General features: G+C 45.3%; 21 protein-coding genes and 1 riboswitch. Of the genes, 14 read left to right on the top strand and 7 right to left on the bottom strand.

Annotated features, from left to right (window positions below):
- Positions 1-18 precede the first annotated feature (18 nt).
- Positions 19-1,089, top strand: a complete 1,071-nt coding sequence (locus tag FXO21_RS16795) for a YncE family protein (RefSeq protein WP_149641161.1) — start codon at positions 19-21, stop codon at positions 1,087-1,089.
- A gap of 52 nt (positions 1,090-1,141) precedes the next feature.
- Here FXO21_RS16795 and mnmA read toward each other — a convergent pair whose 3' ends face one another.
- Both mnmA and FXO21_RS16785 read right to left on the bottom strand, forming a co-directional pair.
- The gene (gene mnmA / locus FXO21_RS16790) at positions 1,142-2,245 is read right to left on the bottom strand and encodes a tRNA 2-thiouridine(34) synthase MnmA (protein ID WP_149641160.1); all 1,104 of its coding nucleotides are present in this window, start codon (positions 2,243-2,245) and stop codon (positions 1,142-1,144) included.
- Positions 2,246-2,374: 129 nt separating this feature from the next.
- A complete protein-coding gene (locus FXO21_RS16785) occupies positions 2,375-3,418 on the bottom strand; it encodes a hypothetical protein (protein ID WP_149641159.1) in 1,044 nt (347 codons plus the stop codon).
- An 82-nt stretch (positions 3,419-3,500) separates the two neighbouring features.
- On the opposite strand from FXO21_RS16785, the gene mobA reads away from it, so the two are divergent.
- The 5 genes from mobA to FXO21_RS16760 all read left to right on the top strand — a co-directional run bounded on the left by mobA (position 3,501) and on the right by FXO21_RS16760 (position 8,499).
- The gene (gene mobA, locus FXO21_RS16780; RefSeq protein WP_149641158.1) at positions 3,501-4,094 is read left to right on the top strand and encodes a molybdenum cofactor guanylyltransferase; all 594 of its coding nucleotides are present in this window, start codon (positions 3,501-3,503) and stop codon (positions 4,092-4,094) included.
- The gene (fdhD, locus tag FXO21_RS16775) at positions 4,087-4,926 is read left to right on the top strand and encodes a formate dehydrogenase accessory sulfurtransferase FdhD (RefSeq protein ID WP_149641157.1); all 840 of its coding nucleotides are present in this window, start codon (positions 4,087-4,089) and stop codon (positions 4,924-4,926) included. The genes mobA and fdhD overlap by 8 nt, the downstream gene beginning before the upstream one ends.
- Positions 4,923-5,291, top strand: a complete 369-nt coding sequence (locus FXO21_RS16770) for a DUF7009 family protein (RefSeq protein WP_149641156.1) — start codon at positions 4,923-4,925, stop codon at positions 5,289-5,291. The genes fdhD and FXO21_RS16770 overlap by 4 nt, the downstream gene beginning before the upstream one ends.
- 2 nt (positions 5,292-5,293) lie before the next feature.
- A complete protein-coding gene (locus FXO21_RS16765) occupies positions 5,294-7,618 on the top strand; it encodes an FdhF/YdeP family oxidoreductase (protein ID WP_149641155.1) in 2,325 nt (774 codons plus the stop codon).
- Between the two features lie 107 nt (positions 7,619-7,725).
- Entirely contained in the window at positions 7,726-8,499 is a 774-nt protein-coding gene (locus FXO21_RS16760; RefSeq protein WP_149641154.1) for a glycerophosphodiester phosphodiesterase, read from the top strand.
- Positions 8,500-8,522: 23 nt separating this feature from the next.
- On the opposite strand, the gene FXO21_RS16755 is transcribed toward FXO21_RS16760, so the two are convergent.
- Positions 8,523-9,575 carry a homoserine O-acetyltransferase family protein gene (locus FXO21_RS16755; protein WP_149641153.1) on the bottom strand — a complete coding sequence of 351 codons (1,053 nt, stop codon included), beginning with the start codon at positions 9,573-9,575 and terminating at the stop codon, positions 8,523-8,525.
- Positions 9,576-9,737: 162 nt separating this feature from the next.
- A riboswitch (SAM riboswitch) is annotated at positions 9,738-9,845 on the bottom strand.
- 233 nt (positions 9,846-10,078) lie between these two features.
- On the opposite strand from FXO21_RS16755, the gene treA reads away from it, so the two are divergent.
- Positions 10,079-11,626 (top strand): alpha,alpha-trehalase TreA, encoded by a 1,548-nt coding sequence (treA, locus tag FXO21_RS16750; RefSeq protein ID WP_149641152.1) that lies wholly within the window; start codon positions 10,079-10,081, stop codon positions 11,624-11,626.
- A 121-nt stretch (positions 11,627-11,747) separates the two neighbouring features.
- Positions 11,748-12,539 carry a PhzF family phenazine biosynthesis protein gene (locus FXO21_RS16745; protein WP_149641151.1) on the top strand — a complete coding sequence of 264 codons (792 nt, stop codon included), beginning with the start codon at positions 11,748-11,750 and terminating at the stop codon, positions 12,537-12,539.
- On the opposite strand, the gene FXO21_RS16740 is transcribed toward FXO21_RS16745, so the two are convergent.
- Positions 12,536-13,420 carry a DMT family transporter gene (locus tag FXO21_RS16740; RefSeq protein WP_149641150.1) on the bottom strand — a complete coding sequence of 295 codons (885 nt, stop codon included), beginning with the start codon at positions 13,418-13,420 and terminating at the stop codon, positions 12,536-12,538. The genes FXO21_RS16745 and FXO21_RS16740 overlap by 4 nt on opposite strands.
- A 73-nt stretch (positions 13,421-13,493) precedes the next feature.
- Here FXO21_RS16740 and FXO21_RS16735 point away from each other — a divergent pair, with 73 nt between their 5' ends.
- Positions 13,494-14,882: an OmpA family protein gene (locus FXO21_RS16735; RefSeq protein WP_149641149.1), complete on the top strand. Its 1,389-nt coding sequence runs from the start codon at positions 13,494-13,496 to the stop codon at positions 14,880-14,882.
- 565 nt (positions 14,883-15,447) lie between these two features.
- Here FXO21_RS16735 and pth read toward each other — a convergent pair.
- Entirely contained in the window at positions 15,448-16,008 is a 561-nt protein-coding gene (gene pth / locus FXO21_RS16730) for an aminoacyl-tRNA hydrolase (protein ID WP_149641148.1), read from the bottom strand.
- Positions 16,009-16,074: 66 nt separating this feature from the next.
- Between pth and pyrR the strand changes: the two genes are divergently transcribed.
- Positions 16,075-16,614, top strand: a complete 540-nt coding sequence (pyrR, locus tag FXO21_RS16725; RefSeq protein WP_149643521.1) for a bifunctional pyr operon transcriptional regulator/uracil phosphoribosyltransferase PyrR — start codon at positions 16,075-16,077, stop codon at positions 16,612-16,614.
- A 12-nt stretch (positions 16,615-16,626) separates the two neighbouring features.
- Here pyrR and FXO21_RS16720 read toward each other — a convergent pair whose 3' ends face one another.
- On the bottom strand, positions 16,627-18,195 hold the full coding sequence (locus FXO21_RS16720; protein WP_225865719.1) for a hypothetical protein: 1,569 nt from the start codon (positions 18,193-18,195) through the stop codon (positions 16,627-16,629).
- Positions 18,196-18,320: 125 nt separating this feature from the next.
- On the opposite strand from FXO21_RS16720, the gene argS reads away from it, so the two are divergent.
- The 4 genes from argS to FXO21_RS16700 all read left to right on the top strand — a co-directional run bounded on the left by argS (position 18,321) and on the right by FXO21_RS16700 (position 22,105).
- Entirely contained in the window at positions 18,321-20,099 is a 1,779-nt protein-coding gene (argS, locus tag FXO21_RS16715; RefSeq protein WP_149641147.1) for an arginine--tRNA ligase, read from the top strand.
- 78 nt (positions 20,100-20,177) lie between these two features.
- A complete protein-coding gene (locus tag FXO21_RS16710) occupies positions 20,178-20,735 on the top strand; it encodes a glutathione peroxidase (protein WP_310586911.1) in 558 nt (185 codons plus the stop codon).
- Positions 20,736-20,814: 79 nt separating this feature from the next.
- Positions 20,815-21,189, top strand: coding sequence for a DUF5618 family protein (locus tag FXO21_RS16705; protein ID WP_149641145.1), 375 nt, complete (start codon positions 20,815-20,817; stop codon positions 21,187-21,189).
- A gap of 22 nt (positions 21,190-21,211) precedes the next feature.
- A complete protein-coding gene (locus FXO21_RS16700) occupies positions 21,212-22,105 on the top strand; it encodes a 1,4-dihydroxy-2-naphthoate polyprenyltransferase (RefSeq protein ID WP_149641144.1) in 894 nt (297 codons plus the stop codon).
- A 5-nt stretch (positions 22,106-22,110) separates the two neighbouring features.
- Here the strand turns inward: FXO21_RS16700 and FXO21_RS16695 are convergent, their stop codons facing one another.
- Positions 22,111-23,889, bottom strand: coding sequence for an SGNH/GDSL hydrolase family protein (locus FXO21_RS16695; RefSeq protein WP_149641143.1), 1,779 nt, complete (start codon positions 23,887-23,889; stop codon positions 22,111-22,113).
- Between the last annotated feature and the right edge of the window lie 21 nt (positions 23,890-23,910).

Genomic DNA, 23,910 nt, shown 5'->3' with positions numbered 1-23,910 from the left:
TTACTCCTCTATTCTTTTATGCGTTTATTTTTACAATCCATTCTTTTTCTTGGCTTGTGTGTACTCTTGTTCGGCGGCTGCCGCAAGAAAAATACTGAGGTGCTTCCCGAAGGTGAAGTTATTTTGCCACGCGATATGGCGATTACAGATGCCGAGTATTCCAAAAAGAAGGACATTCTTGTGTACGTTTCTACCAATCCCAGCCAGCTCAATATTCTGAATCCTGCGCAAAACAGTACAGAAAAAGTAATGCTGGATTATGCTCCAATGAGCGTCTCCCTATCAAGCGACGGCAATTTTGCAGTAGTCGGATTTGATGCGCATCTCTCGTATATAGATTTAAATACGAGGAAAGTGATCAGTACCTATGACGTTGGCTGCGAAGCATTGGATATTGTTTTAGGTGATAACAAATGGGCGTACGTGTTTCCTAAAAGAGACCAATGGGCAAGTATCCATTGTATCGACCTGGCCAACGGAAAAGAGACATTATCCCAATATGCTTCGATTTACGCAGGATCAAAAGGGAGGCTTCACCCCTCCGGTAAATACCTTTATGTCACCGACAATTTTTTAGGACCTTCGGATATTGAAAAGTTTGATGTACAACAAGGTACAGCTACTCTGCTCTACGACTCTAAGTATCACGGCACTTACCCGGTTGAAGGCGATCTGTGGTTTTCGGAGGATGGTAAAAGGGTTTTTCTGAAAGGGCAGACGGTCATGAAACTGGCTGATAATCAAGAAGAAGATATGATATACAATGGGACGATCGCATTGGATACAATTACCAACACTGTAAACAAGATGAAAAGGATTTCCTCGCTGGACCATTCTGCGATTACAAATCGTTTGTTTGCCATTTCAACCGATTCGCTGGATAAGGGAAGGCCCAATTTACCTTATATTTACGTTTACAATGCGACCAATCTGGATTATCTCAGGAATATCCCGGTTAAAAAGGGAGCAACCGGTACCCCGACACTTGACCCGCAGTTTGTGTTCGTAAATTCTAAAGGCGATCAATTATATGTGATTACCAAAGAGCAGGAAGGCAATTCGATTAAATGGGCAATACAAGTGTTGTAAGTCCTGAACAATATCTTGAATGAAAATGCCCTGATTTCTCAGGGCATTTTCATTACTGACGGAAACTCTTCAATATCCAGCCGCCGCCCACCACATCGTCACCTTCATAAAAGACCGCAGCCTGTCCTGGCGCGATACCGTTTACGCCATCGTGAAAGCGCGCAACTATTTTATCAGGTTCAATCTGTTCGATTAGTGCCGGCGTCCCGTCGTGTTTGTATCTTACTTTGGTGACAGTTTCTAAAGGTTTTTTAAGTGAAGCATATTTTTGAAGATTTAGTTTGCCCACATACATTCCATCACGAAATAGGTCCGGCAAGTCTCCCAAAACCACTTCATTGGTTTCTTTTCTAATCTCCGTTACAAATGCTGGCTTGCCGAGCGCAATGCCGAGTCCTTTTCTCTGACCCACTGTATAAAACGGATACCCTTCATGCTTTCCGACAATAGTACCGTCTTCAAAAACAAAATTCCCGCCAGCCACTTCTGCTTCCAGACCTGGAATCCTTCTTTTTAAAAATCCACGATAATCATTGTCCGGCACGAAACATATTTCATAGCTCTCCGATTTGTTGACGAGGTCGATAAAACCCCGCTCTTTGGCCATTTCTCTGATTTCGCTTTTATGCAAATAGCCCAGCGGCAATTTTGTGCGAGCTAGACTTTCCTGTGACACGCCCCAAAGCACATAACTCTGGTCTTTCCAACTGTCTATTCCTTTGGAGACATAATATCTTCCGTCATTGAACTGCATATTGGCATAATGCCCGGTCGCGATGAATTCGCAATCCAGCCTATCGGCGCGGCGAAGCAAAGCATCCCATTTAATGTGAGTATTGCATAGCACACACGGGTTTGGTGTGCGGCCTTCGAGGTATTCGCCTGTGAAATGGTCGATCACGTAATCGCCGAACTCGGCACGGATATCCAGGATATAATGTGGGAATCCGAGCTCAACGGCGATATTGCGGGCATCATTGATAGAATCGAGGGAACAGCAACCGGTCTCTTTTTTGGTCCCGCCACTGCTGGCGTAGTCCCAGGTTTTCATGGTCATTCCGATGACCTCGTAACCTTGTTCGTGTAACATAACAGCTGCGAGAGAGCTGTCGATGCCGCCACTCATGGCGACAAGAATCCGTCCGTGTTTGCTCATTGTAGTAATCTGCCGAAGGTTGAATGCCTTCCGATTTGGTTTGATTTTGAAACAACCGAACAGATGTTCCTGCCCGGTTTGTTCCGCAAAGGTAGGCAATACTTGGGATTTAACCGGAAGACCGACATTTTACAAAATCACCTGCCGGATTATATTCTTGATATTCAGCTCAATAATCTCCGTCATACTTTCGCAATGCTGGTAATGGTTGTCTTTGAAATGCCTGGCTAGTCCTTCTCGCAGCTGATGAATGTTGTCTACTGTTGAGATATTATCCTTGATCGAAACATCGCGCAGCTCCCTCAGCCGGTGCCGCTCGCTTCTCGCCTGGTACATAATGGAGGACTGTTCTTCCTGCTGATATTGCAACACTGTTTTGTCCGTCAGATATTCCATCGCCAGTTCTACATAAGGCAGGTTTTCCTTGAAGAACTGTGGCATGTAAACTTTCAGGTTGCCCTCGTAAAACTGCTGATCGAAATCAATCGCTCTCAGCCGAAACTGAAAGTCGTCGAAATCGGGCGTAATCTGCATGACGAAATTGTATGCCCGCATATCGCCCAGCAGCGTAATGGTGCAGCGTTCGTTAAATTTTACGAACTCCTTCGCAATGCGGATCGGGTTATAATCCGTGTGCCGCAAGCGGGTTTTGGCAAATTCGTCCCCCGGAATTCCGGCAATGTGTTCTTCAATAAGTGTCTCACCATCAACCAGGTAGTTAACCTGGTTTGGCGAAAATATTTCTTCCAGCTCCAAACCATATATCCGCGAAGCATCTGCTTTTTTGACATAGAAATAATCGTAAATATCATTCAGCCGGTTCACAATTTTCACCCGGAAAGGATTGGAATTTCCGAATTTGCAATAGTCAATACGGTCAATATACTTATGCTCCACAATGCGCAGATTTCCGGAAGCTTTCAACATTGCATAAACCTTTTTCAAACCTGTATGCAGCCTTTCAAGTTCATGTGAGGGATATAGCGGACTCTCCCACAAAGTGTCCTTTCCATTTTTGTCAGTTACCGGAAAGGATTCATAAAAACTGAGCAAATCGTGGTAACTTACCGGTAAACGGGCGTCCCGCTGATAAAAACGCAGGTATTTCCGCAATTCGGGACTGACCGGATAAATCGGTTTTTTATTAATAATCTTAACATCTCCCTTTTCCATAAAGGAAGTTACACATAATTGACCGATAGTTTCAAGTCGATTCTCTGCCAAAATCTGCATTAAAAATTAATAGACTGCCTGCATGGGACTGATCGGAATAGTGGTTTGCGGAGGCGAGAGTTCCAGAATGGGGACGGACAAAAGTCAGCTTGTTTATTTTGAAAAGCCTCAATATGAACATGTAGCCGATTTACTTTCCGGCTTATGCAACGAGACGGTCATTTCCTGCAATGCAGCACAAATTGGAAGAATCGAAACGGAGTATCAAAAGCTGATCGACCTGCCTCAATTCTCCAACATCGGCCCGATTGGCGCATTGCTTACCGCATTTCATACTTTTCCTGAAAACGATTTTCTATTTATTGGCTGCGATTATCCGCTTTTAGCTAAGACTGACATTTCACTTTTTTACGATTCAATTCAGGAAGATTCTGTTGCTGCTGCCTTTTACAACAAGCATGAAAAGTATGAACCTTTGCTGAGCTGGTACTCCTCGAAAACAGGTTTGGATCTTTTCAGGCATTTTAAGTCAGGTGATTTGTCTTTACAGTCTTTTCTGCGGAATGCAAATGCGGATAAATATATTCCGAAAGATGAAACCGTAATGCAGTCGGTAGATACGCCGGAAGACTCTGCCAGGGTTACTGAGTTTTTAAAACAAAAATACAATGGTTAAAACGCAGCCAGCTTCTGTGGTTTCATGCCGGATTACAAAAGTAAACGCGGCGACAACTTCCGAAACGGGGGACTTTCTTGCTGTGGAAGAACCATTGGAAATCCGGATTGCATATCAGGAATCTGGCAGAGCGCATTGGAAAACTATTTCGGTTACCATGCGAACGCCCGGAAACGACCGCGAACTCGCCGCAGGTTTTTTGTTCACGGAAGGAATAATCCAGTCCATCAATGACATAAAAAAAATTGAATCGTCGGTATTTGAAGAAAATCTGGTACTGGTTACACTTTCCGATTCCTGCAGCCCAAATTTGCATACTTCCGAAAGGAATTTTTATACGACTTCCAGTTGCGGTGTGTGTGGAAAAACGAGCATTGATGCGATTACAACCGTTTTGCCCTTCAATCTTCCAAATACACTTCACGTAAACAGGGAATTACTCTTTACACTCGGTGCGCGACTGTCGGGACAACAAAATATTTTTGAAGAAACGGGCGGGTTGCATGCAGCTTCACTTTTTGCTCACGAAGGCACTTTGCTTCATCTTTGTGAAGATGTGGGCAGGCATAATGCTTTGGATAAACTGATCGGTGCCGCATTGCTGGCGGATCAGTTGCCGCTTGCAGGCAAGATACTTTTACTGAGTGGCAGGGCAAGTTTTGAACTGATTCAAAAGGCATTAATGGCTGGCATCGAGCTCGTTGCGGCAATAGGAGCGCCTTCCAGCCTGGCCGTGAAGCTGGCCGAAGCGCATCATTTGACGCTGGTAGGATTTTTAAAAAACGATAGATTTAATGTTTACACCGGCTATCACCGGATTACAGGTTTATGAAAATTAGAATTCAAAAAAATAAAGTGCGGTATCGTTTGTCAAAAACAGATGTAGCACAGCTGGCCGGCACGGGTTACCTGGAAGAACGAACTGCTTTTCCACAAGGCGAGCTGGCGTATGCGATCAAAAGTCAGCCGGCCATCGAAAAGCTCTCGGCTTCTTTTGAAAATCAGCACATTACCATATTTATTCCTGAGTCGTTCGCGCAAGACTGGCCGGATAATAATGTGATTGGAATCGATTCGGACATATTTGTCGGCGAGCAGGAAACGTTATATCTGTTAGTAGAAAAAGATTTCAAATGTTTGGACAATGATGCGGAAGACCAGTCTGACAACTACGAAAACCCGAACCAAACCTGCTGATTATGGCTGAATCGCCGATTTCCATTCCAGGCTCAGAGAATCCGGACAAGCTGACCGGCCTAAAAAAAGGCAAGATCAAAAAAGTAGCGGCGGGTATTCCGGCGGTTGTTTCCAGCTTTGAGAAAATCGTCAAAGAAGCCGGTATGCAGCGCGGAATGAAGGCGTTATTTAACCTGAATAAAAAAGGCGGCTTTGACTGTCCGAGCTGCGCCTGGCCGGATCCGGACGACGAGCGCTCGGGCGTGGCAGAATATTGTGAAAACGGCGCAAGGGCCGTGGCTGAGGAAGCTACCCAGAAAAAACTGACTCCCGATTTTTTTTCTCAAAATTCGGTATTGGAGCTCGGGAGGCTCTCTGATTATGAAATTGGCGGCAAGGGCAGGATTGCGCAGCCGATGGTTTTACCGGCAGGCGGCACGCATTATCAACCTATTACATGGAAAGCTGCTTTTTCAAAAATCGCATCGGAGCTTAACCGGCTCTCTTCGCCTGATGAAGCTGTGTTTTACACCTCGGGCAGAACCAGTAACGAAGCGGCTTTTCTATATCAGCTTTTTGTACGCGAATTTGGCACAAACAACCTGCCTGATTGCAGCAATATGTGCCACGAAAGCAGCGGCGTTGCATTGGGCGAATCGCTGGGGATCGGGAAGGGATCTGTAACGCTGGACGATTTTTACAAAGCGGAAGTGATTATGATACTCGGACAGAATCCGGGCACGAATCATCCCCGCATGCTCACCGCATTACAGAAAGCGAAATCCAACGGAGCGACGATCGTTTCCATTAATCCACTGCCGGAGACGGGGTTGATGGGTTTTAACAACCCGCAAAGAATGGAAGGGGTACTGGGCATTAATGCTTCGCTGACCGATATTTTCCTTCAAATTAAAATTAACGGGGACCTGGCGCTATTGAAAGCGATTGAGTCACTGCTTTTAAAAGAAGAAGATAGTAATCCCGGCGCAGTTTTCGATCAGGACTTCATCAGGCATAATACAGAAGGTTACGAAGCATTTGTCACGCACCTGAAAGCATTCAGCGCGGAAGAACTGGCATGGCAATGCGGGGTCCCTTTTACGCAAATTCAGGAAACGGCACGTTTGCTGGCTACTAAAAGCAAAATCATCGTTTGCTGGGCCATGGGGCTTACCCAGCACAAAAATGCAGTGGATACCATTAAGGAAATAGCCAATTTATTGTTATTGAAAGGCAGTATCGGCAAGCCTGGCGCAGGAACCTGTCCTGTGCGGGGCCATAGTAATGTTCAGGGAGACCGGACAATGGGTATTTTCGAAAAACCCACAGATCAACTCCTCAATTCCATCGAACGAAACTTCCAATTTTCTCCACCCAGGAAACATGGATATGATGTGGTTGATTCGATTAAAGCAATGCACGAAGGAAAGGTTGGTGTATTCTTCGCAATGGGCGGGAATTTCCTTTCAGCTACTCCCGACACCAGATATACCGCCGAAGCATTAAGTAAATGCAGGCTGACAGTACACGTTTCAACAAAACTGAACCGGAGCCACCTTGTGCACGGGGAAGAAGCGCTGATACTGCCTTGTCTCGGCCGGAGCGATATGGATATGCGAAGTGGTGAAAACCAGTTTATTTCCTGCGAAAATTCAATGGGGGTAGTACAAATGTCAAAAGGAGTTTTGCCGCCGGTTTCGGATATGCTATTGAGCGAGCCGGAGATCGTTTGCAGACTCGCGCAGGCGACATTGGGGAAACGCAGCCAGATCAATTGGCAAATGTATATTGATAATTACGATGTGATCAGGGCAGATATTGAGCGTACTATTCCCGGATTTGAGAAGTATAACGAACGTGTCCGGCAGCCTGCGGGATTTTACCTACCGAACTGTAACCGTGAAGGGAAATTTGATACTTCGTCTCAAAAAGCCCGATTCAATGTCGCCGAAATTCCGGTCAACCAGTTGGAAAAAGATGAGTTAACGATGATGACGATCCGTAGCCACGACCAGTTCAATACGACGATTTATGGTCTCAATGACCGTTATCGCGGCATTTATAACGAGCGGCGGGTAATTCTGATGAATGAAGCAGATATAGCAGACCGGGGTTTGCAGAACGGGAGTCTGGTTGATCTGCACAATGATTTTGGCGGCGTGAAACGCATTGCGCATAAGTTCCTGGTAGTTGCTTATCCTATTCCCAAAGGCTGTGCGGCAACCTATTTCCCCGAAACGAATGTGCTGGTGCCGATCGACAGCGTAGCCGACAAAAGTAATACGCCGACTTCCAAGCAGGTTGTGATCACAGTTTCGAAACATCATATTCCGGGCTCGGAAAATTAATATTGTGCTAATATTGCTTAGCAATACAAAGAGTAATTTTCGCCTCTGTCGTCGTTTAAAAAGTGACCGGAGTTTTCGGTATTTTTAATTCAGTCCAAATTTTTAAAATGAAAAAAGTATTTGCTTTACTCGCAGTGGGCCTTTTGAGCCTTACCACTTTTGAAGGTATGTCACAAAATAAGAACAAAGTGATCGCCCACCGCGGCGCGTGGAAGAATACCGGAGCTACTGAGAATTCTATCGGTGCGTTGGAACATGCGATCAAGCTCGGTTGCTATGGCAGCGAATTCGATGTGCATATGTCGGCCGATTCGGTGATTTTCGTGCTGCACGATCATTCTATCAAGGGTACGCATATTGAAAAGACCAATGCAAGCGAGCTGTCCAAGATTAAGCTTGAAAACGGCGAGTCGCTGCCGACGCTGGAAGCTTATTTGAAAGCAGGAGCGAAACAGAAGAAAACCAGGCTGATCCTGGAAATCAAAACTTCTTCAATGGGAAAGGAAAGATCACTGGCACTGGCGACGAAATGTGTGGAAATGGTCAAAAAGCTAAAAGTTGAAGACATCACCGATTACATCGCATTCGATTTTGATGTTTGCAAAAAAGTGAAAGAGCTGGCGCCGAAAGCGCACGTGGAGTACCTGAACGGAGATAAAACGCCTGACGAAATCGCTGCCGCCGGCTTAGACGGTATTGACTATCATTTCAATGTGTACAAAAAGAATGAAGATTACATTCCTGCCATGAAAGCCAAAAAACTGACCACGAACGTGTGGACAGTAAATGACGAAGCAATGCTGAAATCGTTTCTGGAAAAGAATGTGGATTTTATCACTACAAACGAGCCGGAATTGCTGCTAAGCATTTCTAAAAAATAAGCAATTCATCCGGTTGGAAATGGCTAGCCTATCTTAGCCATTTCCAACTGTCCGTTCGTTTCCTGCCAAACTCTGATCACCTGGGTGAGCTGTTTGTATTCGATCAAAAAACCGTCGTGCCCGTAAAGCGAATCGATTTCCTGAAAAACTGCGTCGGGAATATGGCGGGCCAGAAACTGTTGTTCAGAAAGTGGAAAAAGTAGATCGGACTTGATCCCCAGCACCAGTGTTTTCGCTTTTACCAAGCCCAATGCATGCACGATTCCACCACGGTTCCTGCCTACATTGTGCGAATCCATAATCTTGGATAGTACCCAATAGGAATACGCATTAAAGCGTTTCACGAACTTATCTCCCTGGTATTGCTGGTAAGAAGAAGCCCTGAAATCGTCGATCTGATCGGGGTTATCCCTTGCCTGCGTGAAATTATAGGTATCGTAATTACGGTATGAAAGCAATGCAATGGATCGTGCAGCCCGCATGCCCATTGCACCCGCTTCCGGGTGATTATCTTCAAAAGTAGGGTCCGCCTGGATCGCCATTCGCTGTGATTCGTTGAATGCAATTCCCCAGGGCGAATGCAATGCATTGGAGGCGATCAGTACGAGTTCTTCAAAAAGGTCAGGCACTTCCACCGCCCATTCCAGCGCCTGCTGGCCGCCCAGCGAGCCGCCGATGCAGATTTTAATTCGCCTGATACCCATTTCCTGCCGCAGTAAGTCCATCGCGCCGACAACATCCCTCACCGTAATCACCGGAAAGTCACGATAGTAAGCATTGCCGGTTTTTGGATTGACGGATAGTGGACCAGTTGAACCGTAGGCAGACCCCAGCACGTTGACGCAAACGATAAAATGTTTTGCCGGATCGAAATATTTACCTTCTCCTACCAGCCCGTCCCACCATTCAGCCGCATTGGAGCTTCCGGTAAGTGCGTGACAGATCCAGATGATATTGTTCTTTTCCGGGTCAATGGTTCCGTAAGTGGTGTATGATAGCTCAAAACCAGCGAGCTCTCCGCCCATTTCGAGGGAATAGGGATAGGGATGCTTGAATGTTTTTTGTTCCGACTGCATAGGTGCCAAAGCACATTTAAATATAAAATGTTGACGTCAGTGCCTGTTTTCAAATCGAAAACAGAAGTGACTGATACATCTGAAAAATAACTTTCAGTTGCAGGTGCGAGAATAAAGCCATTCGGCTTACGGAAATTTCTAACTGTAAGTACACGCGAATTGATTTTATATCTCCTAATAAATTAGGTGGGAATTAGCACCTTTCTCCATTGTGGTAGCAGGTTGCCAGAGGTTCGTAGAGCCCATTCTCTCGCCTCTTCTTTATAAATCAATCGCTGTTATGAGAAGCAATTGACTTGATGTTACAATATTAAGCGGGGATGCCTGAAAATGCAAATAAAGTAGGAAATTCTGTTTCCCGCCGCCCGGACATTTATGAGCTCTGGCGGAACAAAAGGCTATATTCAGTCGTTGCATTTTTACAGACGAATGGAATGCGATCGGGGCTAAACAACAACCAGGTAGCTCGATATTAGCACATTAACCCTTTAAAGTCAGTTCTATTGTACGGATTCATTGCTCCCGCTTACACTTACGGACAGTCGCATATTTCCCCTGAGGACCTGTACGGCACCTTTTTCCGGGATGTGCAGAATAGCCATATTTTCACGGATTCTAAAACCTTTGCAGACGCTATTCCGCTGGAAGATCCTGTATTGATCATCGAGCGGTATCATCACGAAAAACTCGCCGACGATTTTGATATTGAACAATTCGTAAGGCGCTGTTTCAGAATTCCGTCGCACATTGCTTCTACTTTCAAAGCGGACACCAGTATGTCGGTTTCCGACCATGTCAGAAAGCTCTGGCCGGTACTTACCCGCCAGCCGGAAAACCAGGAACGTGGGGGGTCGCTCATCCCGCTTCCCTATGCCTATGTTGTCCCTGGCGGGCGTTTCAGGGAAATTTATTACTGGGACAGCTATTTCACGCTACTTGGATTGAAAGAAAATGGCCGCACTGATCTCGTAGAGAGCATGATAAATAATTTTGCTTACCTGATCGACAGCTTCGGCTACATTCCTACTGCAAACCGGACTTACTACTTAACGCGCTCGCAGCCTCCGTTCTTTTCGCTGATGGTAAGGCTGTTCAGTGAAATGGAAGGGAAGAAAATACTTAAACGGTATTTACCGCAAATGCAAAAAGAATATGACTACTGGATGGAATCTGGTAGCACAAACGAGCCTTTCACCGCGCACCGCAGGCTTGTGAATTTGCCGGAAGGCGTGCAATTGAACCGATACTGGGATGACAAGGCCACGCCGAGGCCGGAATCTTTCCGGGAGGATGTGGAACTGGCCGCGCATGCCAATGAGAAATTCGGCACTTCTCACGACTCGCTGTACAGGCATATCAGGGCAGCGGCAGAATCGGGCTGGGATTTCAGCAGCCGGTGGTTTGAAGATGAAACTGATTTTGCCACGATCCATACGACCGATATTCTGCCGGTGGACCTGAACTGCCTGATGTACCACTTGGAGCAAACACTGTCCGAAGCCTATCTGCTTGCCGGGGATATGACCCTGCAAAGCGTGTATCTCGAAAAAGCTGCCCGGCGCCGCATGGCGATACAGCGTTATTTCTGGGATCCGGAAAAAAATTACTACATGGACTACGATTTCAAAAAACAAAATTTCAAGAAAGCCGTTACTCTTGCCGGCACGTTTCCATTGTTTTTTAAATTGGCGTCAAAGTCGAATTCGCACTATGTAAGGGCATATATCCGGCTTAATTTCCTGAAATCCGGCGGATTGCTGACAACCACAGTCAAAACGGGACAGCAGTGGGACGCACCAAATGGCTGGGCGCCGCTGCAATGGATTGCCTATAAAGGTTTGAGGAATTACAATTTTCACAGAACAGCCAATGAACTGTCGGCAGAGTGGCTGGGTTTGATCGAGAAAGAATTCAGGCACTCTGGTAGAATGCTTGAAAAATATAACGTTTCAGATACAAATCTGCTGGCTGGCGGCGGCGAATACGAGATACAAGAGGGCTTTGGCTGGACAAACGGGGTCTATCTCCGGATGAAAAATAAGAAGAGATAACCGTTTCGGGCACATATTAATTTTATATCATTCTAATAAATTATATTAAAAATTTCCTCCGGCACATTCAGGCGGTGGGAGATATTTTTAATACCTTGTATTGCTAACTGACCGATATTACATGAAACTTTCCTTATATCAAATAGACGCTTTCACAGATAAACTTTTTGGAGGAAACCCTGCGGCCATCGTGCCGCTGGACCAATGGCTTCCGGATGAAACAATGCTGAATATCGCCGCAGAAAACAATTTGGCAGAAACCGCATTTTACGTTCCTACCGAAGCCGGATTCCATATCAGATGGTTCACCCCGACTGTCGAGGTTGATCTTTGCGGACATGCCACGTTAGCAGCTGCCTATGTGATTTTCAATATTCAGAATTACGAAGGCAATTCGATCGTGTTTGATTCAAGAAGCGGAGAACTTCGGGTAGATTGTAAGGAGGATTGGCTCACACTCAACTTTCCGGTAGATCAGTACCACATCGCAGTTCCGCCTCCGGCCCTGGTGGAAAGCCTCAATACCACTACATTGGTGGAAGTTTATAAAGGAAAAACAGATTACCTGGTAGTCGTGGAATCGGAAGAAGTAGTTCAGAATCTTGACTTTGATATCATAGTCCTGTCCACAATTCCGGCAAGGGGCATTATTATAACCGCCGCCGGCAATGATGTCGACTTCGTTTCCCGATTTTTTGCACCTCAATCCGGCATTGACGAAGATCCGGTGACTGGTTCAGCTCATACTACATTGATCCCCTATTGGGCCGAAAAGCTCTCTAAGAACAGTCTGACTGCAAAACAGTTGTCGAAACGGGGCGGCTTTCTGAAATGTGAGCTTGACGGAGACCGCGTTCACATTGGCGGGCAGGCAAGATTATACCTCAAAGGTGAAATTCTGATCGAAGATTAACTCTTGTTTTTTCCGGTCAACTTTGATCTCTGGCCTGCATAGAGGCCGGCAAGCACCAAGCATGTCCCTAGGATTGTATAAATGGTAACAGGCTCGTCCATTAACCACCACGCAAAGAAAAACCCGAAAAGGGGACATAAGAAAAGCCACAACGCCGCCTTCACTGCATCGAGCCGCAGGAGATGAAACCAGCAGATCAACCCAATGATGGACACTGCCAGGCTCAGCCATAACACCGAACCCCAGAATGTGCCGTCAAGCCGGGTTTCCGAAAATTCGCTGAACAAAATGGTAGCGGGCAAGAGGAACACCCCGCCAAGGAAAACCTGCCAACCGTTTATCAGTAAATTCGGAAGCTCCCATTTTATCGACGCATAATAAACACTGGCGGCTGAAACGGCTATCATACTGATCAACAATATGGTAATACCTTCCGGAGTAGTATAGCTGTCGGCCAGAAGCGGGTATGTCGCTATCCCGATACCGGCCATGCCAAGTAAGATACCCAGCCATTCATCGCGTTGCGGCCGTCGTTTTAGCCACCAGGACGATAATAATACGATAATCAGCGGGTTGGTTGAAACAGCAAGGCTGCCGATCCCGGCGGCAGTATATTTCATGGCATACACGTAGAGGCCCAGATAAAGCGTTGTATTTAAAAAGCCGAAAAGGCTTAATTGCAGCCATTCACCCTTAGTCGGCAAGCGATAAGATGAATTTTTGTTAAATAAATAGGAAAAAGCGAGCAGTAAGATACCAGCGATAAAAAACCGGACGTTTGCCAATATCAGCGGCGGGGCCGATTGCACACCAAACTTAGTCGCTACGGAAGCCGAAGACCATAAAATGGAAAAGAGGATACCAATACTAATATTTTTCACACACAAAGGAAATTATGGGTCAAAAATAAGTGATGCTTCTCGGCTTCCGCCTGCACTTTTCATATTTTTGGGCATGCGTATTCAAAAAAATGTATTGTTCCTGGCTATTCTTCTATCACTTGCGAACATTCCTGCATTTTCCCAAAATCAATGGACTTACGACTTTAATAATGGGTTGAACCCCATCGAAACCGGCGGGCCGGCCCTCAAAGTACTCGGCCAGCCTGGTCAGTATATCAAAGAAAAAATTCCGGGGTCCGACTATCTCAACAGGACGATTTACCAATTTGAAAGTAATAGCGGTTTACAGTTTAACAACCTGGAAGCAAAAGGTTTTTTAAGCAAAAGCTTTACGGTTGAGATCTATTTTAAAATGAATGAGCTTGACAGCTGGAAGCGCGTTCTTGATTTTAAAAACAGAAAAAGCGATTACGGCAGTTATATCTATGACGGAAAGCTCAATTTCTACGACTATGCAATAGGCGAAAAAGCGCCTGTTCGTGCCAACCAGTATGTGCATTACGTTTATTCACGCGACTTTGAAACAAAGGTGATCAAGATGTACATCAATGGCCAATCGAAACTTGAATTCAAGGATCCGGGCACAGAGGGAATGCTCGATAATGATCAGGTACTCAATCTTTTCCAGGATGACCTGGTAGCCGGACATGAAGCAAGCGCGGGCTCTATTGCCCTCATTCGAGTCTATGACCGTGTGATGACGCCCGTTTTTGTCCGCAGGAGTTATCAGACCATCAGCAAAAATTTCAAGGAGCCAGTCGCCAAAAAGGAAAAAGAAGATCCACCGGTGGAGGAACCGGCAACAGAGGAACTGAAAAGGAATAAAAATCTGGCACTGGTAACCGGTAAAGTTTATGATGGCCGAGATCTGGCTCCGGTAAATGATGCCGAAGTGATGGTTCGTAAATCCGACAATGATTCCCTGGTCGCGCAGACAAAAACAGTTCAGGGGGTTTATAATTTTGAGCTGACGCCTTATGAGTCTTATAAAATATCCGCCCGGGCCGACGGTTTTCAATCACGGAGTATCAGCGTTAAAACCACCAATCGCTACGAGGAAGTCAAATCGCTGATCAGCCTGTCTCCGGAAACCTATTCGTCACCGCTAACTACTTTGTATTTTAATCAAAGCACCGAAGAGCTTGAAGGTAAGGCTGTTACCGACCTGGATTCGATGATAACTTACTTTCAAAAACATCCGGCCTTAAAAATTGTATTGAAAGGACATACAGATAATACCGGCAACTTTGAAAAAAACCTCGAGTTGTCCAACAGGCGTGTTGAAACGGTCAAGACCTATTTATTGACCAAGGGCATCCCGGCTGACCGGATCGAGGGGAACGGGTACGGATCAGCGCAGCCCAACAGGGTAAACCGCTCGGAGACCGGAAAGCGTTCGAACCGGCGTGTAGACATTTGGGCGGAGCCTATAAAAAGATAAAGCCACCTCATTGAGATGGCTTTATACTGACTATTCCTAAACCCTTAACCTTTTCTTTTCTTTTATATCTTTTTCGCCAGGTGATTGAAATTTATTAATTTCATGCTAACCAGGCTGAATACTTAAAGTAATGACATTGTAAATATTACTCCCTTTTTGAGCGATTAATCCTGCGCCTTAGCTTCTATCCTTTCAACTCCACCAGCACTGCGGCCTTAACCCTCTCTCAGCTGCCGTTATGGCCCTTTTGTCAGCTTATACGGCAACTCAGCTGAAATAATTGTCTTATCTACACAAATATAAAACAATTTTTATTAGCGTCATGGTTTAATTCAATTCTTATTTCCGCTAACTGTGATACAAATATCATAGATAATTTTGAAACTACAAAGAATCGAAACTTCACTAAACAGAATTATATTTGGAATGAAATATTTAATTAATGCAATTAATGCCAATATTATGCTATTTTTGAACTATTAGAATTTACAATATTTGGCAATTAATAGATTTAGCCAAACATTTAATCATCTTGAAATAATTATATTTTCTTTAAAAAGTACAATCATTGGTTATAATTATTCATTGCAGAATGTATCCCCAAAGTACAAAAAGTGATTACCATGTCACCAGCCTTGTCCAGATAGACAGGAAGTTCAGACATTTCCTCCGTGGAAAAAGGCTTTAAGACGTAATCTACTTGCCGTCCGCGTGGAAAATTATTCCCGATACCAAAACGAAGCCGGGGATATTCCGACGTACTCAGCAGTTCTTCGATGTTCTTTAAACCATTGTGCCCGCCGTGACTCCCTTTTGGCTTAATGCGCAATGTTCCAAAGGGCAGTTGCAGTTCATCCACGATTACGAGCGTATTTTCTGCACTGACTTTGTATTGGTCCATGTAATACCTTAAAGCCTTCCCGCTCAGGTTCATATAGGTAGTGGGCTTGATAAAATAGATCTGCCGCCCCTTGTATTTCCACTCCGCAACAAAAGCCAGCTTCTCAAAACTAAATTTGAAATCGTTCTGCGCTGCCAGTCTGTCCAGCACCATAAAGCCTGCATTGTGTCTGGTAAAAGCATATTCCGGGCCAATATTTCCCAGCCCGGCAATCAGATATTTCATTTGGTAAAAGTTTTTGATTTCATGATAGAGCACTTAATTTAGGCTAAAATTCAGGGAAAATACATGATACCCCAAAAACGATTGATATTGAGTAGCCCTTTGCTGGAAATAATGATCAGCCGGTTGTGCCAGCAATTAATTGAGAACCACCAGGATTTTTCCAACTCGGTGGTCATGGGTTTGCAGCCCAGGGGTATTTATTTTGCCGAACGCATCATTGCCGAACTGCGCGAGCGGACAGGGCAACATATTCCGTTGGGTTACCTTGACGCCACTTTTTACAGGGACGATTTCCGACGACGCGAATCGCCCTTAGTACCTAATAAAACGAATGTCCCGTTCCTGATCGAGGGTAAAAAAGTAATCCTGATTGACGACGTATTGGCCAGCGGCCGCATGGTCCGTGCGGCTTTGGACGCGATGACGGCGTTCGGACGCCCGAAAATTGTGGAATTAATGGTTCTGATCGACCGCCGGTACAACCGGGAACTTCCTATAGGGCCTGACTATGCCGGAATGAAAGTAAGTACTGTTGAAAGTCAACGCGTACAGGTTGAATGGAAAGAACAGGGGTTCGATGCCGACCACATCTGGCTTGTCGACTAATGATCACGGTTCCTAATCGGTTTTCAAGCCTACTTTGCCAATATCTTCCGTTTTGTAAGTCAGCTTATTGACGTAAAACACCTCCCTACCCTGCCCGATCGAAGAACTTCCAATACGCTGCATTCCGTAAGCGAGAAAGTACTGACCATACCAGGGTGAAAGATATCCGTCCTCATTATTTAATACCTTCTCTTTTTCCGACTTCGGATTGATTTTGAACTTTTCGGTTTCTACAACAACCTTATCCCTGCTGATTACCTCTGTGTGAATTTCACCTTCCTGCGGATAAGCCAGCACGAAATAATCGTCCACAGGAGTTACCTGCACCATTTCCTGCAAATCAAAGCTTGTTAAATCCTTGATCGTAATGCAATTATCCCACATAAACTTCCCGCTCCGGTCAAATCCGCACACGATCGCATGTGTGTACCGATAACCTTCCAGCGACCGGGAAATATAGGGCCGCGAAATGCCGCCGGAAATGATCGGGTTGGCGGAACGCTGATTGGGGTAATAGACTTCGGCCACAAGCACGATCTCATTTTCTGTCTGGATCAGCTCATGTACCAGCAGGCGATACCTAAACCGGTTTTCTTTACCGAGACTTTTCCTTTTACCTATTTTTTCAAGCATGCGCTGTTTTCGCCTGGGCTTCATGTAATTGAAAAAATTCTGCAATTCAGAAAATTCAATAAACTGTGGGTCAGCGGGTTTGTCGTTTTCAATATGTGTCACATACAGTCCCTGCGAATACTGCGTGCAGCCTACCGAATAATTTCCAATCAGGTAGGAATCGTCCGGATTTAATGGCACTATCTGCCCAGAGATAAAGCTGTAACGCGAGTCGCTTAATGTGGTACGTTTGAGAAACTTACCGTCATAGTTGTAAGTTTTTATCTCAAAAACACAGTTTTTCTTACGATAGGCATACGTAATCACATTGATATAACCGTCTACCTCATTGATATCCACGTTGTTGAGTTCTGTATTCTTTTCAAAGAGGCCGGGTAGCACCCTGGTCGTATGATCAAAGAATGAGTGTATGATCACAACCGGCCGTGACCTGTAATATCCCGACACCAATGCTTTGCTGCCGATTACCTTAAATTGCTGTACATCTACCCCCGCCAGCAGGTTGCCTTTAAACGTATCGATCGAACCGTCGCTAAAATTGAGCTGAAGAAACAAAAAACGGTCGGTATCCGGTTCGGCGAAAAGCCAGTACCCAAAATCAGCTCCCTTATAGGCCATTACCGGAATGTACCGGAAGTCGAGCTTGTAACCAGCCCGCCAGCTTACTTTAAACGTGGTATCATATTTAACAAATTGCCACTGCTCATTGCGGCTGCTCATATATCCGTCACCCCTGATCACAGACAATATACCCTGCTCACCAAGACTAAAAACTTCAAATTGTTCGGAGGCAGATGAATTCGTGGGGATTTCCAGCCTGTCCGACTGTTGTAATTGCGTCCATCCGATAATGGGCATAAAAACAAGCAGCCAAACTAACCTTATCCGAAAAGAAGGTAACAGATAATTGGGCATAACTTCTTCCTTCTGGGGTGTAACTCTCTTCAATATTTACCCTAATTTTGCATCAAAAAACAGAACATTACTATTAATATCAGAATATTTTCATTTAAATAAAAACATCAGAATTGTATCCGCATTTTGGAGAAGCAGTCTGACTTACACCATTTTTCATGACCATTGAGGAAATATTAAAGGCCGATATTCAAAAAGCGATCCAAAAGCATTTTGAAATCGACATCGAAGAGATCATCTTACAACCCACAAAAAAAGAATTTGAAGGATTCTACACGTTTGTAACTTTTACTTTAACCAGAACCGTGCGGAAAGCGCCGGCAGAAATTGGCCAGGTTATCGGAACAGAGCTGGTTGAAAGTTCCGCCGTGGTCGATGGCTTCAATGTAGTGCAGGGATTTTTGAATATCAGCCTAAAAGATCAGACGTGGCTGGACTTGTTTGAAACGATCAACAACCACCCTGACTACGGCACAATGCCTTCGAACGGTCAGTCGGTAATGGTGGAATTTTCTTCACCAAATACCAACAAACCGCTGCACCTGGGACATTTACGAAACAATTTCCTCGGCGATTCTTTATCCAGAATATTGAAAGCCAGCGGTTACAATATTGTAAAAACATGCCTTGTCAATGACCGCGGCATTCACATTTGCAAGTCGATGCTTGCTTATCGTGAGCTCGGAAATGGCGAAACGCCCGAATCGAGCGGGATTAAGGGTGATCACCTGGCGGGCAAGTATTATGTGATGTTCGATCAGGAATATAAGAAGCAGATCAAGGAACTCGTTGTCCAGGGAATGAAGGAAGAGGAAGCCGCAAAAAAAGCGCCGTGGATACTTGAAGCCCAAAGATTGCTTCTCCTTTGGGAACAGGGAGACGCTGACACGATTGCTTTATGGCAGAAAATGAATAGCTGGGTTTACCAGGGTTTTGGAGAAACTTACAATAAAATCGGCGTAAATTTCGACAAAACATATTATGAATCAGACACTTACCTGCTGGGGAAAGATATTATCGAAGAGGGCTTGCAGAAGGGTGTTTTTTACCGGAAAGAAGACAATTCGGTCTGGATCAATCTGACGGAGGAAGGTTTGGATGAAAAACTGGTGCTCCGCGGTGATGGTACTTCGGTGTACATTACGCAGGACCTGGGTACTACCGAATTAAAGAATAAGGATTTCCACAATGACCGCTACCTGTGGGTTGTTGGGAATGAACAGGATTATCATTTCAAAGTACTCTTCGCGATCCTGAAACGTCTGGGCCGCATTTACTCCGAAGGCTGCTACCACATCAGTTACGGAATGGTCGATTTGCCTTCTGGTAAAATGAAGTCGCGTGAAGGAACCGTCGTCGACGCCGACGACCTGATCGCTGAAATGATCCAGACTGCAGCGGACCGTACGCAAGAACTGGGCAAGATCGACGATTTCGACAGTGCGGAAGCGAAACAGCTATACAACCAGCTGGCTATGGGCGCTTTGAAATATTTTCTCTTGAAAGTAGACCCTAAAAAGAGGATGCTCTTCAATCCGCTGGAATCCATTGATTTTCAAGGACACACAGGACCATTTATTCAATACACTTATGCCCGTATCCGTTCTATTATCCGGAAAGCGGAGCAGGCCAGCATTCAGGCCGTGATTCCGGGTGATAATTATAAGCTGCATCAGGCTGAGCGTGAGCTGATTTTTTCACTTTCACAATATCCGTCGAAGGTAAATGCTGCTGCCAGTGAGTTTGCGCCTTCCCTTATTTCCCAGTATGCATTTGAGCTTGCGAAGGTTTATAACCAGTTTTATGCAGAGGTTTCGATATTCTCGGATCCGAACCCGGAAGCGACGCGTTTCAGGGTAGCTTTATCTCAGGTGGTTTCTGAAACAATTCGCAAAGCTTTGGGGTTAATGGGCATAGAAGTTCCCGAGCGAATGTAAGGGGCCAAAAGTGTTTATTCTTAAATTGTATAAACCATAACCAAAACTAGTATGAGCTTTTTAAAATCAATCCTGATTATGATTACATCCCTGATAACCGGCCTTTTCGTCGACAAAAGCGAAACTGCCGCAAGACCTGAAAATGCGCCGGCAGCAAAACAATCGCTGTATGATTTTAAAGTAAAATCTTTGGTAGGTGGCAAAACGGTTGATTTGAGCAAATACAAAGGCAAAAAAGTGGTTATTTTAAATGTTGCCTCCAAATGTGGTTACACCAAACAATATGCAGATTGGGAGAAATTCAACAAAGACCACGGAGACAAAGTGGTAGTACTGGGCTTCCCTGCTAACAATTTCGGCGGACAAGAGCCAGGTACCAGCGAAGAAATCGCAACTTTCTGTTCTGCAACTTACGGCGTGACTTTCCCGATGTTCGAAAAAGTGTCCGTACTCGGCGACGATCAGGCGCCGATATATAAATGGTTAAGCACCAAAGAATTGAATGGCTGGAACGATAAAGTACCGACCTGGAACTTCTGCAAGTATGTGGTGAATGAAAAAGGGGAACTAACCAATTTCTTCGCTTCCAAAGTATTACCGACTGACCCTGAATTCTTGAAATCTGTAGGGATTTAATAGTACATATTGACGGGCTGTCAGTTATCAGACTGGCAGCCTACATTGCCCTTCACTAATCTTTATAACACACATTGAAATGAAAGACATTATCGAAGCTAAACGCTATTTGTCCAACGCCAAAGAAATTCTTCGGGACAAAGCCATTAAAGAAAATGGACTTTACAGGGATCGGAAATATGTAAAAATGGCTGGGCACACAGCCTATGCAGGCGTGCTTGTTGCGCTAGACAGCATTTTAGGCGGAAAGAAAAAAGGCCGTAAAAGTGTAGACTGGTACAAGGAAGAACTATCAATAAGAGATAAAAAGATCCTTGGCGCATTTCTGGCTGCATACGATACACTGCATCTTTCAATGAGCTACGACGGCAATCTCAGTGCCAATGTCTCCAAGGAGGGGCTTGATCTCGCCGAACAAATTATTAATTGGGCAGAGCAAAAAGCCCAGGCATAACAACTTTATTTCGCTTCATTAAATGAATCCCTGGATTGAAGCCGCCCGGCCAAGAACATTACCTCTCTCCCTTTCCTGCATTATCATGGGCTGCTTTCTGGCTGCCTCCTCCGGCAGTTTTCACTGGTCGGTAGCAGCTTTAAGTGTACTTACTACTATCATTTTGCAGGTGCTTTCCAATTTCGCCAATGATTACGGTGATGCTGTAAACGGCAAAGATACCGAGCTGAGGGAAGGACCGCGCCGGGCTGTGCATTCAGGACATATTACTGCCGCATTGATGCTGCGGGCGATTGTGTGGTTTTCAGCGCTTGCATTGTTATCCGGTATTTCTCTGCTCATTATTGCGTTGAATGATGCGCCCAGGAATGCATTCTGGGTATTTCTGGGAATCGGTGTAGCCTGTATTATCGCGGCCATTACCTACACTGCCGGAAAACGTCCTTATGGCTACGTCGGCCTTGGAGATCTGTCCGTTTTGATATTCTTCGGCTGGGTAGGTGTGTTAGGTAGCAGTTATCTCCACACGCACCTTTGGGATTGGTCATTATTACTTCCTGCTACCAGTTGCGGCCTTTTTGCGGTGGGTGTTTTAAATATCAATAACATCCGCGACATTGAATCTGACCGAGTTACCGGCAAAAATTCGGTTCCGGTGCGACTTGGACGAAAAAATGCAATCAGATATCATTGGGTTATTCTGCTTACAGGAATGTTTTGCGTTTTATTCTACGCATTCCTCCACTTTTCAGGCGTTCAAAATCTGCTTTTTGTGCTCAGTTTTCCGCTATTCATTAAGAATGGCCTGGCTGTTTCCCGATTAAAGAAAGCACAGGAACTGGATCCTTACCTGAAACAGATGGCATTGTCTACCCTCCTCTTTGTTGTCCTTTTTGGGATTGGGGTGATTATATAAGACAGCTATTTCATGTAAGATCTGATCGCATTCCCCAGCAATTCGTAGCCCTTTGCATTGGGATGCAACCCGTCACCGAACAGCGACTCATCTATCTTGCCTTCCTTATTCAGGAACACTTTTCCCGGGTCAATAAAACCAATATTCTCCGCGCCTGCCAGCCGGGCTAATTGCTCATTCATAAGCTTGACACGCTGCTCCTGCGCGCGTCTTGGATAAATGCCGGAAAAGGTAATTTTTGCTTTGGGCTGACGATATTTCAGCGCGTCGATCAACAGCTTCCAGCCTGCTACAATTTCTTCGTCACTATTCAAATGCAGATTATTGGTGCCAATATTTACAAAAATCTCCCTGGCGTTAAAACCATCCAGCTCGCCATGGTAGATCCTCCATAATACGTTTTCAATGCGGTCCCAGCCGTAACCCATATTAACGGAGCTTTTGCCGAACGTCTTGTTCCAGGAGTCCTCCCCAACCGCACGCGGCCCTTTGGGTAAACCGCCCCAGAAATGCGTGATGGAATTACCGATCACAACTGTTGCCGGGGAAGTATTTTTGTTGTGTTCCAAAATAGCCAGATGCCGCGCCTCCCAATCGTAATTATTCAGCTCTCTGAGTTGGACAACAGGTTTCGCGGTCGATACTTCACCCTGGTATTCGTGCAGCACATTGCGCAAATGCTTTTCATAACCTTCGGCATAGCGCATCATACCCAGGTCGCTCTGGTGCGTGCCGTCAACAGTTGTTTCAATATCCTGGTCGAAATCCTTATTGGGGATCAAATACAGATTTTCAATGCCTTCTGATTTCAACTGCGCAAATGCGTTTCTCATCACTCCATTTATTTCCGTATAAAAAAGCATGTTCTGCGGATTCATAGACTCATCCGTATAACCCGCATGCTCGGCAAGCACAATAGGTGTGTCCGAATGTTTTTCTCGTATCGCTTTAACAGAAGCCAAAATTCTGCGCTTTACTTCCTCAGCCGTCATTGGTATTGCTGCATTTGGCCGTATAGTCAGATTAGGCAGGCAATCAAGGATAAATATCTTGGCGTCGATTTCATTCACCAGCTCCACCACCTCTTTCTCTAATTTCCCATTTCCTGAAAACGCCAGATTGATCAGCGGCCGGTCCATTTTTCGGCTCAATATGGAAGTCCAGGCCATACCCGGACGGGAGGCACAGGCCCCCTGCGCAATTGAAGTTCCATAAACGACAATCGGCTTGTCTGCCCGTACCGGTAAAGGAGTAAACTCAGTCCCTTCCTGCGTGCCGATTTCCAGCCATTTTACATTATTATATAGTGGCAAAAACAGCCGGTACTCTCTCCCTTTTTTATGGTAATTATCGTTGGCTGTAATGCCTTTAAAATCGTAGGTAATGGTATCTCCGAATGCATACTTTCCCGCAGCCCACCGGGATTCCCCTTCGCTGCTGACCGCATACAGGTCCACTCCGCTTACACCCGTCGCTTGCATGTGCGGCAAGGCGTGCCGGCCACCGACAGTATATCGCACTTTGATCTCGGGAGAATTGCTTCTGAACCGTATCATCAAACCGGCAGATTGGTTAGACAAGCCCCAGACTGCGTCCCTGACCACTTTTTCTGCCTTCGCTGGCAACCGGTCATAGGGATTTTTCAGATCTTTATCCCGCCACGCCTGGCCTTCAATCACCGGGAATGCGGCGCTCTGCGGATTCCACCAGTTGATTTTTACAATTTGAGCATTCGCGCCGAGGCAGCACAGTAATAAGGCAAAAGAGAGAAATTTGATCTTCATAAAACAAAAATGGATACCCTG

Source organism: Dyadobacter sp. UC 10 (genome assembly GCF_008369915.1).
GTDB lineage: Bacteria > Bacteroidota > Bacteroidia > Cytophagales > Spirosomataceae > Dyadobacter.
The sequence above is the reverse complement of the archived record's forward strand: the minus strand, read 5'-3'. Positions and strand labels throughout refer to the sequence as shown.